Genomic DNA, 16559 nt, shown 5'->3' with positions numbered 1-16559 from the left:
CACGAAGAGTGGACTGGCTGTCCTAACTAAGGTTAGACTGCGCTAATCTCTTGGGACACCACGAAAGAAAGGCCGGTAAGAAATGAGTGAGTACGACTTGCACTCGCTCATTCTGTCCTGCGATTTCCGCGTCGACGATGTCGAACAAATGTGGAAATGGATGAGGAAACATCGCTCAGGACTGTTGTCTATCGGCGCTCATCACGTGGTGCTCTACAAATCAATTTGGGAACCGGGCCGGGTATTGGTGACAATAGGCATTCGACATGCCCGGTCCATCCGCGATGTCCTGCGTTCGCCCGCAATTTTCGAGTGGTTCGATATTTCCGGCGTCGAAGATATTCCGCCGATATTCGGCGGCGAAGTGGTGGAGAAGATCGACCTGACCGAGCCGTCCCCGGAGGGGCACGTGGCGGGCGTGATCGTCGGAGCGGTGGCCACCGTCGACGACGTTCCCACCTTGATGCGCAAGGTGCACGACGGTCTGGAGCGCTTCGAGCAGGGCGGCATCCGCAAGATCTGGGTCTATCAGGCGCTCGACGACGGCCAGGAAGTGATGATCCTGCAGGAGGTCTCCGACGAGATCAGCGCCCGACAGTGGATCGACCACCCCGACGCCGCCGCCGAGTGGATGACGACGGCCGGATTCGGGGCCTACCCCAGCCTGTTCGTGGGCAAGTTGGCGTACATCATGGACGTCGACGGACAGGACGACTGATGTTCGTCTGCCTCTGTACCGGAGCGACCAGTCAGGTTGTCAACGAGATCGTGGAGTCCGGCGCCACCACATCCAAGGAAGTGGCCGAAGCCTGCGGCGCCGGCGCCGACTGCGGACGGTGCCGGCGCACCATCCGCGCCATCATCGCCGCCCATCAGGCGGCCGAGGGGTGCCCCACCCCATTCAACGGCTGCCCGTCGCGGGCCACCCGCTAGCGCTTGCGATCGGCGAACTGAGCCAGAGCGTCGACGTTGGCCGCCGCGCCCACCAGTTCGACGAACAGTGCCTTCTCCCGCTCCACGGCCGCCGAGATCTGGTCGCGGATCGGCGCCATCATGGCTTGTTTGACAGCGATCAAACTGGAAATCGGCTTGGCCGCAAGGATTTCTGCGTATCCCCTGGCCTCGGTCAGCAGCGTGTCGGGCTCGCAGACCTTCCACACCAGACCCATTTCGCGGGCCTCGGCCGCGCTCACCCACTCCGAGGACATCAGCAGCCACGCGGCGTTCTGCCTGCCGAGCAGCCGTGGCATCAGATACGACGAGGCCGCCTCGGGCGCCACGCCCAGGCTGGTGAACGGACACTTCAGTCGCGCCGAGGACGACATGAACGCCAGGTCGGCGAACCCGAGGATGGTGGCGCCGATACCCACGCCGACCCCGTTGACCGCACAGATCAACGGCTTCGGGAAATCCGCGAGCACGTCGAGCATTCCGTAGAACCCGTGCTCACCGGGGGTGGATTCCGGGTTGGTGATACGGGCCTGCATCTCGACGAGGTCGTTGCCCGCGCTGAACCCCCGGCCGGCACCCGTCAGCAACACCACTGCGACGTCGGGATCCTCGGCGGCCGCCCGTAGGGCGACCGTCGTCTCGTCGTACAGCGCCTCGTTGAACGCGTTGAGCGCGTCGGGGCGGTTGAGGGTCAACGTGCGAACCCGGTTGTTGTCCTCGATCAGCAGGGTCATCTCTCACTCCTCGAGTTCGCGCCGTGACCGCTGCAGCCTAACTAGAACACGTTCCACTCTCGTCGCCCGGGTCTACCGGCGGGCCGGCGAACGGGCTGGAGTAGACATACCGGCTGGTCGGCACGGTGTCGATGTTGGCGCTGGCGCCGAAGGCGTCGGTGCTGGCCACCATCTTGCGCATGCGATCGGCCAGATCGTCGTCGTCGGCAGCACCGAAGAACGCGTGCAGATCCGACACCGCCTGCTGGCGGAACAATTCCTCCACGATGCCGTCGATCGCCGGGGCGTCCTCGGTGAGCGCACGCACCACGGTGTTCTGGGTGTAGCCGAAGGTGTCCTGGGTTTCGATGGCCACCGAGGTGTGGTTGCGGTGCCAGCGGTGTAGCCAGGTGGCCTCATCGAGGTCGACGGGCCGGCGCAGCAGCGCGATATTGGCCAGACCATCGGTCCGCTCGCCCACCCCGGTCACCGGCGCGCACATCGGGACCGATTCGGTCACCAGATAGGCCGCGAGCGAATCACATTCGGCAGCAAGCACTTCCAACGCCCGCGAAACCTGTTCGCCGTAGTACTGGCGGGCCCACAGACTGACCACCGCCACCACCGGAGGATCCAACGTCGTCAGCGTCATCAACGACTCCCGCACCGCGTCGTCCCGGACATTGATGGTCAGGCCGGGCAGCCCGAGCGCCAGCAGTTCGTCGGCGACACTTGTGCGCAGCCGCTGACACCACTGCTGATCCGAATGCGGGGCACGTAGCAGAACGATGACTTTCTCCACGAAGGGAGAACCTACCGGCGAACCGATCCGCGCCACGCGTGGGCGGTTGTACCACCGGCGGCGGGTTGCGAGTGAGAATGGTGCGGTGCACACAGGTGGGCAGGCAGCCGACGCGCTCCGGCTCAACACCCCCGACGCCGGTGCGGTGGCCCGAAGCCTGATCGGCGTTCTGGCGGTGACTGCGCTCGCCCTGGCGTTGGGTTCTGGTGCGACAGCGATGTGGACACTGGGCGGCGGCGTGATCGCCGGTGCGATCGCGCTGCAGCGCAGTCCCGGCGGCCGGGTGCCACTGGTGGTGACCGGCTCCGTGGAACTGGCCATCGCAGTGCTGCTCGGCACCCTCGCCGGTGGGCACAGCCCCATCTTCATCGGCGTGGTGGCCCTGTGGTGCTTCGCCGCGGGCATGCAGTGGTCGCTGGGTGCCAACGCCGGCCTGGTGGCCTCAGCGGCCAGCGCGCTGCTGGTACTGGCGCCGCCGGTCGCACCGACGGTGGGCCAGTCACTGCTGGCGCCCGCCCTGGTCATCGTCGCCGGAGTGGTCCAGGCGGCGCTGATCGCCGTGTGGCCACCGCGACGCTGGCGTGCCCAGCGCGACGGACTCACCCGGGCCTACCAGTCGTTGGCCGGTGACGCCCGCAACGTCGCCGCCGACTGCACAGCGACAGTCGACGACGCCCCGCTGACGTGGCTACGTGAGGTGTTCGCCGACAGTCAGGTGAGCCAGCGGCCACGTGCCTATCACGGCGGATATCGCCTCCCCGAGCGTCTCGCCGGCACCTTGGCGTCCCTGCGCTCCACCGCTGACCGTGACAGCTCGACCGACGTCGAGAACCAGGGCGGCACGGGCCTACCCCAGCTGCTGACCGCCGCAGCGGTGCTGCTCGACGCGATCGCCGACCACGGTCACACCGCGCGCCGCGACGCCGAGCACGCCCTGGTGCGGGTTCACACCGCCACTTCCGCCGTGACCGGACCCGAAGCGGCGCTGGCACAACGCTTCTGCGAACAGCTGCGGGAGGCCGCGGTGCTGAGGTTCGGCCAGCTGCACCGGCCCGACCTGATCGGCTCGCTGGCCTCGGCACCGTCCGTGGTCCGATCGCACCTGACCTGGACCTCGCCGATCCTGCGGCACGCCATCCGGCTGTCGGTGACCACCGCGCTGGCGGTGGCAGCAGCCCGCTACGGCGGGCTGGAGCACGGCTACTGGATGCCCCTGACGGTCGTGGTGGTGCTGCGGCCGGAAACGGCGCACACCTACACGCGGTGCGCCGGACGTATGGCCGGCCTCGGCGTCGGCATCGTCGTCGCCTCGATCCTCACGCTCATGTGGCAACCCGGGCCGATCGGTTCGACGATCTGCGCGCTGGCGTTCGTCGGACTGGCCTACGGTGTCGCGCAGTTCGGCTATCTCGCGGTCGGCGCGACGGTGGGCGCGATCGCCATGTTCGCGGTCGGGGTGAGCGCGTCCGCGCCCTGGTCGGGCAACACCGACCGACTGTTCGCCGTGATGATCGGCGGCACCCTGGCCGTAATGGCCCACGTGGCACTGCCCGACCACGCCCTCATCCGGTTGCGCCAACGCGCCGGGGAACTGCTGATGACCGAGATCGACTACGCCGCACTGGTGATCAAGGCATTCGTACACGAAATCGACCACCCGGCCGAGATCCTGTCGGCGGCCTGGCAGCGGGCCTTCCGGGCCCGCGCGGCATTCGAGGCCGCGTGGGGCGCCACCAGCCTGGAACCTCCGGTCCTGCGGCGCTGGCTGCGGACCTACCGCGCCGCGCTGAATTCGGTGACCAGCGCCTGCACCACGCTGGAGAACAGCCTGCCGACGCACCCCTCGTCGGCCCTGCACAGCGAGTTCATCGCTGCGGTGGACGACTACGTGGAGGCCCTGCGCGGCGCGCCACCGAGCCCCGCGGTGCCCTGGAGCCTGGACACCGCTGAACTGTCGACGGCCCTGCGGCGGGTGCACAACGTGGCCTCGACGCTGTCCGCCGACAACGGCGCGGCGCGCATTCTGATCGGCGAACTGACCACGATCACCCGCAGCCTGCAGGACATCGCGATCGATCGGGTGGAACCCGCGGATGACGCGCGCTAGCCCCGCGCCCATTTCGGCAGGATGAACACCCCTTCAGCCTCGGCGGTGATTCCCTGGGCGTCGGAAACATGGCCGGAGGCAAAGGCTTTGATCCCGTCGGTGCGCGTGATCCGCCCCTCGGCGTGCAGATCGCCCAGCGGGGTGGCGCGCAGGTAACGGATGGTCAGGGTGCCGGTGAACCTCGGGCGATCCGAGTCGCTGGCAGCCACCTCGCCCAGCACATGATCGAGCACCATCGCCACCATCCCGCCGTGCACGTGACCTGGCGGGCCCTCGTAGGGCGCGCCCAGGTGGAAATCGGTCCGCACCCCGCCGTCTGGATCCTTGACGATGACCAATGGCGGCGCGATCGGGTTCCGGATACCGATCGCCGGGTTGCCCCACGGCATCCGGTCACCCTCGGAGGTGTAGCGGACACCGAACGGGCCGTCGATCTGTTTGGCCCGCAACCGCGCGGTCGCGTCGTCGATCTGGGCCCGGACCGCTGCCACCTCGTCAGCGTCGACCTCCGAGCGGATGCTGGCGTCGATCAGCGCACGCACCGAACCGGCCAACGGCGCCCACACCGACCGCAGACGCTGCACGTCCACAGAACTGAGACCCTCGACATGGGTGTAACCCGGCATCCCAGCACTAGAACATGTTCGACGCGCCGGTGTCGAGCCACCCGGGGTAGCGTCGGGACCGTGACAGATCCCGCCGAGACCGAACCGTATTACCGGCTGGGGAGCTATCACCGGCCGACGGAGACGCCCTCGGTCCCGGCCCAGGTCTGGTTCGACCGCGGCATGGTCTGGTCGTATGCCTTCAACCACGAGGAGGCCATCCGGTGCTTCGAGCGTGCCCTGCACCTCGACCCGGACTTTGCCCTCGCCCGCTGGGGTATCGCCTACGCCGTCGGCCCCAACTACAACAAGGCGTGGGACGCGTTCGACCCGACCGATCTGAGCACCTCGCTGGACCGCGCCCGGACCGAACTCGACCGCGCCGGAGCGGGCCGCGCCTCGGTGGTGGAGCGCGGCCTGATCTGCGCTCTCCAGAAGCGATTTCCGACCGCCGACCCCGATGACACCGACGCCCTGACGGCCGGGCACGCCGCCTACGCCGACGCGATGGTGGCGCTGGCCGTGACCCATCCCGAGGACATCGATGTGCAGACGTTGGCTGCCGATGCCCTCCTCAACGTGACCGCGTGGGCATTGTGGGACGGCCGCACCGGTGAGCCGGCGCCGGGATCGCGTGTGGTGGAAGCGAAACGGATCCTCGACGCCGCGCTGGCCACCGCCGCCGGCCGGCAACATCCTGGCGTGCTGCACCTCTACATCCACGCGATGGAGATGTCGACGACACCGCAGGCCGCGCTACCCGCCGCCGACCTGCTGCGTGGGCTGGTGCCCGACGCCGGGCATCTGCAACACATGGCCAGCCACATCGACGTGTTGTGCGGCTACTACCGCAACTCCGTGAACGCCAATCTGGCTGCGGTACAAGCCGACAGGGAATTCGTCGCACGCGAGGGCGCGCTGAACTTCTATTCGCTGTACCGGGCGCACGACCTGCATTTCGTGGTGTATTCGGCCATGTTCGAGGGCAGTTCACAGATCGCCTTGGACGCGGCCGAAGAACTGGCCGCACAGCTGACCCCCGAGGTGCTCTCGGTTGCCTCGCCGCCGATGGCGGACTGGCTGGAGGCCTTTGCCCCGTTGCGGGTGCATGTGCTGGTGCGGTTCGGTCGCTGGGCCGATCTGATCTCCGAACCGCTGCCCGCGGATCCGGAGCTGTACTGCACCACGACGGCGACCATCCATTACGGCCGCGGCGTCGCGTACGCCGCCACCGGACAGGTTGAGCAGGCCCGCACCGAGCGGGACAACTTCATCGCGGCATACCGGCGCATCCCGGACACGCGGTATCTGTTCAATAACACCAGTCGGGACATCCTGGCCATCGCCGAGAAGATGCTGAACGGTGAGATCGCCTACAGGGAAGGCGATTACGAGACGGCCTTCGCCCATCTGCGCGGGGCAATCGAACTCGACGACGCGCTGCCCTACGACGAGCCATGGGGATGGATGCAGCCCACCCGCCACGCCTACGGGGCACTGCTGCTCGAGCAGGGGCATGTCGAGGAGGCCGCCGTTGTCTACGCCGCCGACCTGGGCCTTGACCCCGCGCTGAGCCGGTCCAGCCACCACCCGAACAACGTGTGGAGCCTGCACGGCTACCACGAATGCCTGCGCCGGCTGGGCCGCGACGCGGAGGCCGTCATCATCGGGCAGCAACTCGAATTGGCGCTGGCCCGCGCGGACGTCGCGGTGCAGGCCTCGTGCGCGTGCCGCCTGCAGGTGACGAACGCCTGCTGTGGCGGCGACTGATCGGTCCGGCGTCGCCCCGGGCGTAAACTCGCCGACGTGGCTATCAGCGAGAACGACCTCGGTCAGTTGCGCAGATGTGTCGAGTTGGCCCGCGAAGCGCTGGACGACGGCGACGAGCCCTTCGGGTCGATCCTGGTCGATCACACCGGAGCCACGGTGTTCGCCGACCGCAACAGGGTCAAGGACGGCGATGCCACCCAGCATCCCGAATTCGCCATCGCCCGTTGGGCCGTCGAGCACCTGAGCCCCCAGGACCGCGCCCGCGCCACGGTGTACACCTCCGGTGAGCACTGTCCGATGTGCTCCGCGGCGCACGCCTGGGTCGGGCTGGGCCGGATCGTCTACGCCACCTCGTCGGAGCAGCTGGTGGGCTGGCTGTCCGAATGGGGTGTGCCGGCCGGTCCGGTGGCCGCCCTGCCGATCGCCACCGTGGCCCCCGGCCTCGAGGTGGACGGGCCGGCGCGGGACCTGGCAGAGACCATGAAAGATCTGTACGCGGCGAAGTTTCGTGTCTGAGCCGTCCTGGGTCGCGCATGCCGTCTGGTGGCAGATCTATCCACTGGGTTTCGTCGGCGCGTTCCCCGCAGATCCACGACCGTCGCCCGACGAGCACCGGCTGCGCCGGGTCGTCGGATGGCTGGATCACGCCGTGCAACTCGGTGCCTCCGGAATCGCGCTCGGCCCGATCTTCGCTTCACGCACCCACGGTTACGACACCACCGACCACTTCCGCATCGACCCGCGCCTGGGCGACGAGAGCGACTTCGACCATCTGGTGGCCGAGGCCCGGCAACGCGGGCTGCGCATCCTGCTCGACGGCGTGTTCAACCATGTGGGCACCGAATTCGACCAGTACCGGCAGGCCGTCGACGGCGGCCCCGACCACCCCGCGTCCCGTTGGTTTCGCCGCCGCGGCAAGGCATCACGATTCGATACGTTCGAAGGTCACGACGAGCTGATCGCGCTCAACCACGACGAGCCAGAGGTGGTGGACCACACCGCCGCGGTGATGCGGCACTGGTTGGGCCGCGGCGCCGACGGCTGGCGCCTCGACGCCGCGTACGCGGTACCCGACCGGTTCTGGGCGCAGGTGCTGCCGTCGGTGCGTGGCGAGTTCCCCGAAGCGTGGTTCGTCGGCGAGGTGATCCACGGTGACTACGCCGCGACCGTCCACGCCTCCACCTTCGACTCGGTGACCCAGTACGAGCTGTGGAAGGCGACCTGGAGCAGCCTCAACGACGGCAACTTCCACGAACTGGACTGGGCGCTGAAGCGGCACAACGATTTTCTCGACACGTTCGTACCGCTGACCTTCGTGGGAAACCATGACGTGACCCGGATCGCCAGCCAGCTACAGAATTCAGCACACCTCGAGCATGCGCTGGTGTTGTTGATGACCAGCGGCGGAACCCCGAGCATCTACGCCGGCGACGAGTCGGCCTACCGCGGCCTCAAAGAGGAACGCCGCGGCGGCGACGACGCCGTCCGGCCCGAATTTACCACTCCCCCAGACGATTCCGATTCACTGCGGCTGCACCAGTACCTGATCGGATTGCGCCGGCGCCATCCCTGGCTGCACACGGCGCGGACCGCGCCCATGCTGCTGACCAACACCGGCTACGTGTATCGGACCCACGCCGGCTCCGAGGCCCTGATCGTGGCGCTCAACATCGACGACGCGCCGCTGCCCGTGTCGCTGCCGGACCTCGGGGTGACGTCGGGCCGGATGATCGCCGGTTCGGGCGCCCCACCGCAGGACGACATCAGCCACCCGGAAATTCCTCCGCACGGATGGCTGATCATCCAGCCGCACTGAGCATTTCGAGGGTCAACGGATCCCCGAGCCCGTCATAGAACTTGTCCAGCACGGCCTGGAAGTCTGCTCGCTGGGCCTCATCGGCGGCGGCCACCGCGAACAGCGTCATGGACGAGCGGACCTTGAGGCAGTCCGGCCGGCCGAAGATCTGCTCGGCGGACCGCCCGTCGACCTGCGTAACCAGCCGAACACACTCCCGCAACCGTGGACCCAGGACGTCGTGGGCCAGGTAGGCGCCGGCCTCCCGTAAAGACCCGATGCCGTAGTGGTCGGCCGTCGAGCTACGACCGAGCCCCCGCAACTGCGGGAAGATGAACCAGATCCAATGGCTGCGCTTGCGGCCGGCCCGCAACTCGGCGCAAACGCCGGCATAGACGCCGGCCTGGGCGTCGACGAATCTCTGCAAGTCGAACTGGTCAGTCATGACCGGAGTTTGTCGCGCAGCCCCACGTAATACATCGTGACAAGCTAATCTTCGGGATTCAATGACTACAACAGCCGACGCCGAGCGCGTCGCTCCCACCGGAAGTGCGCATCGGCGCGCGGTGTCCCGGATCAGCATCCAGTCAAAGTTGCTGGTCATGCTGCTGGTGACCAGCATTCTGTCGGCTGCCGTCGTCGGCGCGATCGGATACCAGTCCGGGAGGTCATCGCTTCGGCAGTCGGTATTCGACCGCCTGACCGAGCTGCGGGAATCCCAGGCACGGCAGTTGGAATCGAAGTTCGCCGACCTCGAGGATTCACTGATCGTGTACACCCGAGGGACGACCACCATCGAAGCGGTCGAGGCGTTCTCCGGTGGCTTCGGTCAGCTCAACACCTCGACGACCAACCCCCAACAGTGGCAATCGGTCGTCGACTACTACAACACCCAGTTCAAGCCGGACGAACAGCAGCAGACCGGCGACACGGTGGACGTCTCCCGACTGCTGCCCACCTCCAACGCGCAGAAATATCTGCAGGCTTACTACACGGCACCGTTTGCCGACCCGGAAAAGGCGATCAGGGTTGACGATGCCCGTGACGGCAGCGCCTGGTCGGCCGCGAACGCGAGGTTCAACGACTACTTCCGAGAGATCGTCGAACGCTTCCAGTTCGAGGATGCCCTCCTGCTCGACACCGCGGGCAATGTCGTCTACAGCGCCTACAAGGGTGTGGACCTCGGCACCAACGTCGTCACCGGCCCATACCGGCAGAGCCTGCTGCGGGATGCATACGAAAAGACCCTGGCGTCGAACGCCGTCGACTACGTCGGGGTCACCGACTTCGGCGACTACCAACCTGCCGACGAGCCCACGGCCTGGATGATGGCCCCGGTCGGCCCTCCGGGCCGGGTCGAGGGGGTCCTCGCACTCCAGTTCCCGATCTCCAAGATCAACCGGATGATGACAGCGGACAAGCAGTGGGAATCCGCCGGGATGGGTGCGACGGGCGAGACATTTCTGGTCGGTCCCGACGGTTTGATGCGGTCGGACTCACGCTTGTTTATCGAGAATCCCGAGAAGTTCGAACATGACGTGATCAACGCTGGAACGCCCCCGGCTGTTGCGGCGAAATCACTCAGCCAGCACGGAACCACACTGGTGCAACCGGTGGAGACAGAGGCCACCCGGCTGGCCCTACGCGGCCAGAGTGGCACCGTGATCGAGGACGACTATCTGGGCAATGAAACTCTGCAGGCCTACTCACCGGTCAATCTGCATGGGCTGAACTGGACGGTGATCGCGAAGATCGACACGGCCGAGGCGTTCGCTCCGGTCGCGACATTCACCCGCACGCTGGTGTTGTCGACCGTCGTCATCACCTTCCTGGTGTGTCTGGCGGCAATGCTGTTGGCGCGGTTGTTCGTCCGCCCACTGCGCCGACTGGAAGCCGGTGCCCGGCAGATCGGCGCCGGCGATTACGACATCTCGCTGCCTGTGCAATCGAGGGACGAATTCGGTGATCTGACAACAGCATTCAATGACATGAGCCGCAACCTGGCGATCAAGGAGGATCTGCTCGCCGAGCAGCGCCGGGAGAACGACCGCTTGCTGCGCACCCTCATGCCGGAGTCGGTGGTGCAGCGCTACCGGGACGGCGAAGAGACGATCGCGCAGGACCACCACAACGTGACGGTCCTGTTCGCCGACACGGTCGGGTTGGACGAACTGACGTCCGGAATGCCATCGGAGGAGGCCCTGGCCATCGTCAACCGTCTGGTGCACCAATTCGATGCCGCCGCAGACGATCTGGGCGTCGAACGGGTTCGCACCCTGCGCAACGGCTACTGGGCCAGCTCCGGTTTGAGCGTGCCGAGGCTCGACAACGTGCGACGCACCGTCGACTTCGCACTCGAAATGCAGCGCATCATCGAACGGTTCAACACCGAGGCCGGGACGGCACTGGACCTGCGCGCCGGTATCGACACCGGCGCGGTGAGCAGCGGTCTGGTCGGACGCTCGAACCTTGCCTACGACATGTGGGGTTCGGCGGTCAACCTCGCCTACCGGGTGCAACGTGGCTCACCGCAGCCGGGCGTGTACGTCACCGAGCGGGTGTTCGAGGCCATGGGCGACACCCGCGACCTCCGGCCGGCCGGCACGGTGCAGGTCGACGGGTCCGACGAACCGATCTGGCAACTACAGGACCGACGGTGAACAGCGTGCTCGACGCCCCGTGGTTCTACTGGGCCGTCGGTGTCGCAGTCGGTTTTCCGGTCTGCCTGGTTCTGCTCACCGAACTGCACAGCGCACTGCGCCGGCGCGGCAGCATCCTGGCCGGGCCGGTGCACCTGGTCCGCACCTACATCCTGCCGCTGGGTGCACTGCTGATCCTGCTGATCCAGGCGATGCAGATCTCCGGTGAAACCACACCGGTGCGGATCGTGGCGACGGTGTTCGGCTTTGTCGTCCTGGTCCTGTTGCTTTCCGGGCTCAACGCGACGCTGTTCCAGAGCGCCCCGGAAGGCAGCTGGCGCAAACGCATTCCGTCGATATTCCTGGACGTTGCCCGGTTCGCACTGATCGCCGTCGGCATCGGTTTGATCTTCGCTTACATCTGGGGCGCCAACGTCGGTGGCCTTTTCACGGCCCTCGGCGTGTCCTCGATCGTGCTTGGGCTTGCCCTGCAGAACTCGGTCGGCCAGATCATCTCCGGACTTCTGGTGCTTTTCGAGCAGCCGTTCCGGCTCGGCGACTGGGTCGACGCCCCGTCCGCGCGCGGGCGGGTCGTAGAGGTGAACTGGCGCGCGACCCACATCGACACCGGCAGCGGCCTGCAGGTGATCCCGAACTCCGTGCTGGCCGGCGGATCGTTCGCCAACCTGAGCCGTCCCCCCGGCGCACACACCATCACCGTGATCACCGTGTTCGCCGTGGACGACGCGCCCGACGAGGTCTGCCGCGTACTCAACGAGGTCGCGCGCCGACTGCCCCAGCTACGTCGCGACGGTGTGGTGTCCACGGTGGCCGCCGGCTCGTTGCAGTACAAGACCCTGATCCCGCTGCATTCGCCGGCCGACGACTTCGCCGCCAGATCCACGTTTCTGCGTTGGACGTGGTACGCCTCGCGACGCGCAGGTCTGCATCTGGATGAGGCCGAGGACGAGTTCGCCACCACCGAACGCGTCGAGCAGACGCTTCGTCTCATCGCACCGACCCTGCGTCTGAGCCCGGAGGATCAGCTCGATCTGCTGCCGCACGCCCGTCTCACCCGTTACGGCACGGACGAGGTCATCCAGGTCGTCGGTCAAGTTCCGAAGAAGATGACCTTCATCGTCGCCGGCACGGTGCAACTGGCCGTCGCCGACGTGGACGATCTGTTCGTCCCCGTGCTCGCCTTGGAGCAGGGCGACTTTCTCGGTCAAACCGCCCTGACCCGGGAACCCGTCACCACCACGGCATACGCACTGACCGAGGTCACGGTCGCGCAATTCGACCGCGCTTGCATCGAGGACCTCGTATCGCGAAAGCCGGTGCTGCTGCAGGACATCGGCCGGGCGATCGAGGAGCGCCGGGCCAACGTCAAACAGGCCCTGACCGCGGCCGGACGCTGAGGGTCGTAGCCCTAGGGTCTCGGCGCCGAGTTCCAACCGTTAGTAAACCGCGATCTGCGCGAGCGGTGTTGTTACGCGTGTGACTCATGTGGCGCGTGTTTCACTACCGGAGCAAGCGGCAAACTGCTTGGCACACGTGCAGAAAGGACGGTTGGTTGCCGTTATGAAGTTCCTCAACAAGATTCGCGGAGCGTGGACGCGCCGACTGGCGGCGGGAGCAATGGCAGCCGCTACCTTGCCCGCGCTGATCGGTTTCGCAGGAGGTTCGGCGACCGCTGGGGCATTCTCCCGTCCGGGTCTGCCGGTCGAGTACCTCGACGTGTTCTCGCCGTCGATGAACCGCGACATCCGCGTCCAGTTCCAGGGCGGCGGACCGCACGCGGTCTACCTGCTCGACGGACTGCGCGCCCAGGACGACTTCAACGGCTGGGACATCAACACCCCGGCGTTCGAGTGGTACAACGGCTCCGGTCTGTCGGTGATCATGCCGGTCGGCGGGCAGTCCAGTTTCTACACCGACTGGTACCAGCCCTCGAAGGGCAACGGTCAGGACTACACCTACAAGTGGGAGACCTTCCTGACCCAGGAACTTCCCACCTGGCTCGCCGCCAACCGTGGCGTCTCGCAGACCGGCAACGCCGTCGTCGGCATCTCGATGGCGGGCAGCGCGGCGCTGACCTACGCGATCCATCACCCGCAGCAGTTCATCTATGCCGGAACGCTTTCGGGCTTCCTGAACCCGTCCGAGGGCTGGTGGCCGATGCTGATCGGCCTCGCGATGAACGACGCCGGCGGATACAACGCCGAGAGCATGTGGGGCCCGTCGACCGACCCCGCCTGGAAGCGCAATGACCCGATGGTCAACAGCAACCAGCTGGTCGCCAACAACACCCGCATCTGGATCTACTGCGGCACCGGAACCCCGTCGGATCTCGATTCGGGGACCAACGGCGGCAACCTGATGGCAGCCCAGTTCCTCGAAGGGTTGACGCTGCGCACCAATGTCACCTTCCGGGACAACTACATCGCGGCCGGCGGCACGAACGGGGTGTTCAACTTCCCGGCCAACGGCACGCACGCCTGGGGCTACTGGGGACAGCAGCTGCAGCAGATGCTGCCCGACATCCAGCGGGTGCTCGGCGCTCAGTCGGCCACCTAGAAATCCACCCACCCGGGGAGCCTGTCGTCACCCCAACGGCAGGCTCCCTGCCTTGTCCGCGGTAGTAGGTTGGTGACGATGGCTCAGTCCACGTCGGGGTCCACGTCGGGGTCCACGTCGAGTTCCTCGCCGAACGCACGGATGCTCGGCGGGATTGCTGCCGCCGCGGTCTCGCTCGGCATCGCCGAGCTCGTCAGCATTCCGTTCGGGCCACCCGCCGATCCACGCAACGCCGTCGGATCGGCGGTCGTGGACCTGACACCAGGCCCGGTCAAGGAATGGGTGATCCAAGCCCTCGGCAGCCTGGACAAACTGTTCCTGGCGGTCGTCGTCCTGGTGGTGATCGCCGCCGTCGCCGCACTGGCCGCGACGTACGAGACCCGGCAGCGCCCGATCGGCACCGCCATATTCATCGCGGCCGGATTGATCGCCTGCGCGGCCGTGCTCTCTCGGCCCGGCGCGACACTGCTCGACATCGTGCCCACAGTGGTGGGCACCGCATGTGGTGTGGCAGTGCTGCGCCTGCTCGTGCAGCGTCTCTGGACCACCCCGGACGACGGCACCGAGCAGTTCGACACCAGCAGGCGGATGTGGTTGACCACCGCCGGCCTGCTCGGTTTCGGGGCGGCAACCGGGCTTCTCGGTGTCGTCGTCGCCCGGGTGACGAGTTCGGTCGCGGCAGAACGTGACACCTCGGTCCTGCCCCGGCCGCGCGTACCGGCTCTCTCGATCCCGCCCGATGTCCAGCCGAAAAACATTGCGCTGCCGAGTTTCATCACCGATGCCGCCGACTTCTACCGGGTGGACACCGCGCTCAGCGTTCCGCAGCTCAGCCGCGACGCCTGGCGGCTGCGCATTCACGGCATGGTCGGCCGCGAGATCACTTACAGTTTCGACGATCTGGCCCGGTTCGAAGCCGTCGAGAAGGCCGTGACGCTGACCTGTGTATCGAATCCGGTTGGCGGCGACCTGATCTCGAATGGGATGTGGACCGGGTATCGGCTGACCGACCTGCTGCGGGCGGCGGCGGTGGACCCTGGCGCGGACATGTTGCTGTCGACCTCTGTGGACGGATTCACCGTGGGCACCCCCGTCGACGCCCTCAACGACGGCCGGGACGCGATACTGGCCATCGGCCTCAACGGGCAGCCGCTTCCCGTCGAGCACGGCTACCCGGCCAGGGTGGTGGTGGCCGGACTCTACGGCTACGTGTCGGCCACCAAATGGGTCACCGACCTCGAGCTGACACGCTTCGACCGCGCGGAGGCCTACTGGACCCGACAGGGCTGGGCACCGCGCGGCCCGATCAAGACCGAATCGCGCATCGACGTCCCGAAGCGAGGACAACAGGTGACGGCCGGGCCGACGACCTTCGGCGGCGTGGCGTGGGCGCAGAACCGCGGAGTGAGAGGTGTCGAGGTCCAAATCGACAACGGCCCATGGCAACCCGCGCAGCTGGGCGCCGCCTATTCCGACCAGACGTGGCGGCTGTGGAGCTTGCCCTGGCAGGCGAACGGCCCGGGCAGCCACACCATCACGGTGCGGGCCACCGACAACACCGGAGCGGTGCAGACTTCAGACGATGCGCCTACCGTGCCCGACGGCGCCACCGGCTGGCATTCGGTGAACTTCACCGTGGCCTGATACCGGCCGTCACTTCGACGAGAGCCTTCGCCAGCTGAATGCCGCGATCACGGCGCCCACCACCGCGGTGATCGGGCCGATCACCGACCAGGTGACGGTGTTGCTCATCGGACTGCCCTGCAACACACCGAAACCCTGCAGCGCCCAGATGAGGCCGAACAGCGCCACGATCACACCGACCGCGAACGTCACAACGTATCCCCTGTTCATAGTTGGATGTTACGCGTCAACCCTGCACGGTGGGCCGGATGACGATCTCGCCGATCTCGACGCCGCGTGGCTGCTCGATCGCGAATGCCACGGCGCGCGCCACCGCTTCCGGCGGTAGGCCGAATTCGTCCATATTGGCCCGGATCTGGGCGCGCAGCACCGGATCATCTATCGAACCGTCAAGCTCTGTGCGGACAAATCCCGGTGAGATGGAGGTGGTCCGGATGACACCGTCGGTGGATTCCTGGCGCAGTGCCTCCATCACGGTCCGCACCGCATTCTTGGTCGCCGCGTACACGCCCATGTCCGGCACGATCTTCAACCCGGCGGTCGATACCGTGGTGACGAAATGCCCGTGACCCTGGCGCCGGAACACCGGCGCGGCCGCCGCGATTCCGTGCAGCACGCCACGCACGTTGACATCGATCATCGCCGACCACCCGTCGACGTCACCGTCGGACAGCGGCCCGATCTTGCTGATGCCCGCATTGTTCACCAACACATCCAGCCTGCCGAACTCGTTTGCCGCCGTTTCGACGAACACTTCGACATCGGCCCGGCGGGTGACATCGACTGCCAGCGCGACCACGCGCGATCCCGCCGCCACGAGTTCGGCGGCGATCCGCTCGAGACGGTCTTCTCGCCTGGCGCCCAGCACCAACCTCGCGCCCCGCGCCGCCAGCAGGCGTGCCGTCGCCTCACCGATGCCGCTACTGGCTCCGGTGACCGCCACCACCATTCCGGCG

16 protein-coding genes are annotated in these 16559 nt (G+C 66.9%); 10 read left to right on the top strand and 6 right to left on the bottom strand.

Annotation, left to right across the window (positions count from 1 at the left end):
• Positions 1-82: 82 nt before the first annotated feature.
• On the top strand, positions 83-718 hold the full coding sequence (locus ACZYZF_RS25650; RefSeq protein WP_463837168.1) for a fatty-acid--CoA ligase: 636 nt from the start codon (positions 83-85) through the stop codon (positions 716-718).
• Positions 718-933, top strand: a complete 216-nt coding sequence (locus ACZYZF_RS25645; RefSeq protein WP_463747848.1) for a (2Fe-2S)-binding protein — start codon at positions 718-720, stop codon at positions 931-933. Before ACZYZF_RS25650 ends, ACZYZF_RS25645 begins: the two co-directional genes overlap by 1 nt.
• On the opposite strand, the gene ACZYZF_RS25640 is transcribed toward ACZYZF_RS25645, so the two are convergent.
• Together ACZYZF_RS25640 and ACZYZF_RS25635 are read right to left on the bottom strand one after the other, a co-directional pair.
• Positions 930-1685 carry an enoyl-CoA hydratase/isomerase family protein gene (locus ACZYZF_RS25640; protein ID WP_463747847.1) on the bottom strand — a complete coding sequence of 252 codons (756 nt, stop codon included), beginning with the start codon at positions 1683-1685 and terminating at the stop codon, positions 930-932. The genes ACZYZF_RS25645 and ACZYZF_RS25640 overlap by 4 nt on opposite strands.
• A 37-nt stretch (positions 1686-1722) precedes the next feature.
• Positions 1723-2466, bottom strand: coding sequence for an EthD domain-containing protein (locus tag ACZYZF_RS25635; protein ID WP_463837167.1), 744 nt, complete (start codon positions 2464-2466; stop codon positions 1723-1725).
• An 85-nt stretch (positions 2467-2551) separates the two neighbouring features.
• Here ACZYZF_RS25635 and ACZYZF_RS25630 point away from each other — a divergent pair, with 85 nt between their 5' ends.
• Positions 2552-4573: an FUSC family protein gene (locus tag ACZYZF_RS25630; protein WP_463837166.1), complete on the top strand. Its 2022-nt coding sequence runs from the start codon at positions 2552-2554 to the stop codon at positions 4571-4573.
• Here ACZYZF_RS25630 and ACZYZF_RS25625 read toward each other — a convergent pair.
• Positions 4570-5199, bottom strand: coding sequence for a PaaI family thioesterase (locus ACZYZF_RS25625; RefSeq protein ID WP_463747844.1), 630 nt, complete (start codon positions 5197-5199; stop codon positions 4570-4572). The genes ACZYZF_RS25630 and ACZYZF_RS25625 overlap by 4 nt on opposite strands.
• Positions 5200-5361: 162 nt before the next feature.
• Here ACZYZF_RS25625 and ACZYZF_RS25620 point away from each other — a divergent pair, with 162 nt between their 5' ends.
• The 3 genes from ACZYZF_RS25620 to ACZYZF_RS25610 are packed head-to-tail and all read left to right on the top strand — an operon-like array spanning position 5362 to position 8764.
• Positions 5362-6948, top strand: a complete 1587-nt coding sequence (locus ACZYZF_RS25620) for a hypothetical protein (protein WP_463837327.1) — start codon at positions 5362-5364, stop codon at positions 6946-6948.
• Between the two features lie 36 nt (positions 6949-6984).
• Positions 6985-7464, top strand: coding sequence for a nucleoside deaminase (locus ACZYZF_RS25615; RefSeq protein WP_463747843.1), 480 nt, complete (start codon positions 6985-6987; stop codon positions 7462-7464).
• A complete protein-coding gene (locus ACZYZF_RS25610; RefSeq protein WP_463837165.1) occupies positions 7457-8764 on the top strand; it encodes an alpha-amylase family protein in 1308 nt (435 codons plus the stop codon). Before ACZYZF_RS25615 ends, ACZYZF_RS25610 begins: the two co-directional genes overlap by 8 nt.
• On the opposite strand, the gene ACZYZF_RS25605 is transcribed toward ACZYZF_RS25610, so the two are convergent.
• Positions 8748-9188, bottom strand: coding sequence for a DUF1810 domain-containing protein (locus ACZYZF_RS25605; RefSeq protein WP_463747841.1), 441 nt, complete (start codon positions 9186-9188; stop codon positions 8748-8750). The genes ACZYZF_RS25610 and ACZYZF_RS25605 overlap by 17 nt on opposite strands.
• Positions 9189-9249: 61 nt before the next feature.
• Between ACZYZF_RS25605 and ACZYZF_RS25600 the strand changes: the two genes are divergently transcribed.
• The 4 genes from ACZYZF_RS25600 (at position 9250) to ACZYZF_RS25585 (ending at position 15603) form a co-directional block, all read left to right on the top strand.
• Positions 9250-11403: an adenylate/guanylate cyclase domain-containing protein gene (locus tag ACZYZF_RS25600; protein ID WP_463837163.1), complete on the top strand. Its 2154-nt coding sequence runs from the start codon at positions 9250-9252 to the stop codon at positions 11401-11403.
• Complete coding sequence (locus tag ACZYZF_RS25595; RefSeq protein ID WP_463837162.1) at positions 11400-12800, top strand: mechanosensitive ion channel family protein; 1401 nt, start codon at positions 11400-11402, stop codon at positions 12798-12800. The genes ACZYZF_RS25600 and ACZYZF_RS25595 overlap by 4 nt, the downstream gene beginning before the upstream one ends.
• Before the next feature lie 163 nt (positions 12801-12963).
• Complete coding sequence (locus ACZYZF_RS25590; RefSeq protein WP_463837160.1) at positions 12964-13959, top strand: esterase family protein; 996 nt, start codon at positions 12964-12966, stop codon at positions 13957-13959.
• Between the two features lie 141 nt (positions 13960-14100).
• The gene (locus tag ACZYZF_RS25585) at positions 14101-15603 is read left to right on the top strand and encodes a molybdopterin-dependent oxidoreductase (RefSeq protein ID WP_463837326.1); all 1503 of its coding nucleotides are present in this window, start codon (positions 14101-14103) and stop codon (positions 15601-15603) included.
• Positions 15604-15612: 9 nt separating this feature from the next.
• On the opposite strand, the gene ACZYZF_RS25580 is transcribed toward ACZYZF_RS25585, so the two are convergent.
• Both ACZYZF_RS25580 and ACZYZF_RS25575 read right to left on the bottom strand, forming a co-directional pair.
• Positions 15613-15813: a hypothetical protein gene (locus ACZYZF_RS25580; RefSeq protein ID WP_463747837.1), complete on the bottom strand. Its 201-nt coding sequence runs from the start codon at positions 15811-15813 to the stop codon at positions 15613-15615.
• A 16-nt stretch (positions 15814-15829) separates the two neighbouring features.
• Positions 15830-16552 (bottom strand): SDR family oxidoreductase, encoded by a 723-nt coding sequence (locus ACZYZF_RS25575; protein ID WP_463747909.1) that lies wholly within the window; start codon positions 16550-16552, stop codon positions 15830-15832.
• Positions 16553-16559: the final 7 nt, after the last annotated feature.

The sequence above is a fragment of the Mycobacterium sp. IDUB_24 genome (genome assembly GCF_055419385.1).
The sequence above is the reverse complement of the archived record's forward strand: the minus strand, read 5'-3'. Positions and strand labels throughout refer to the sequence as shown.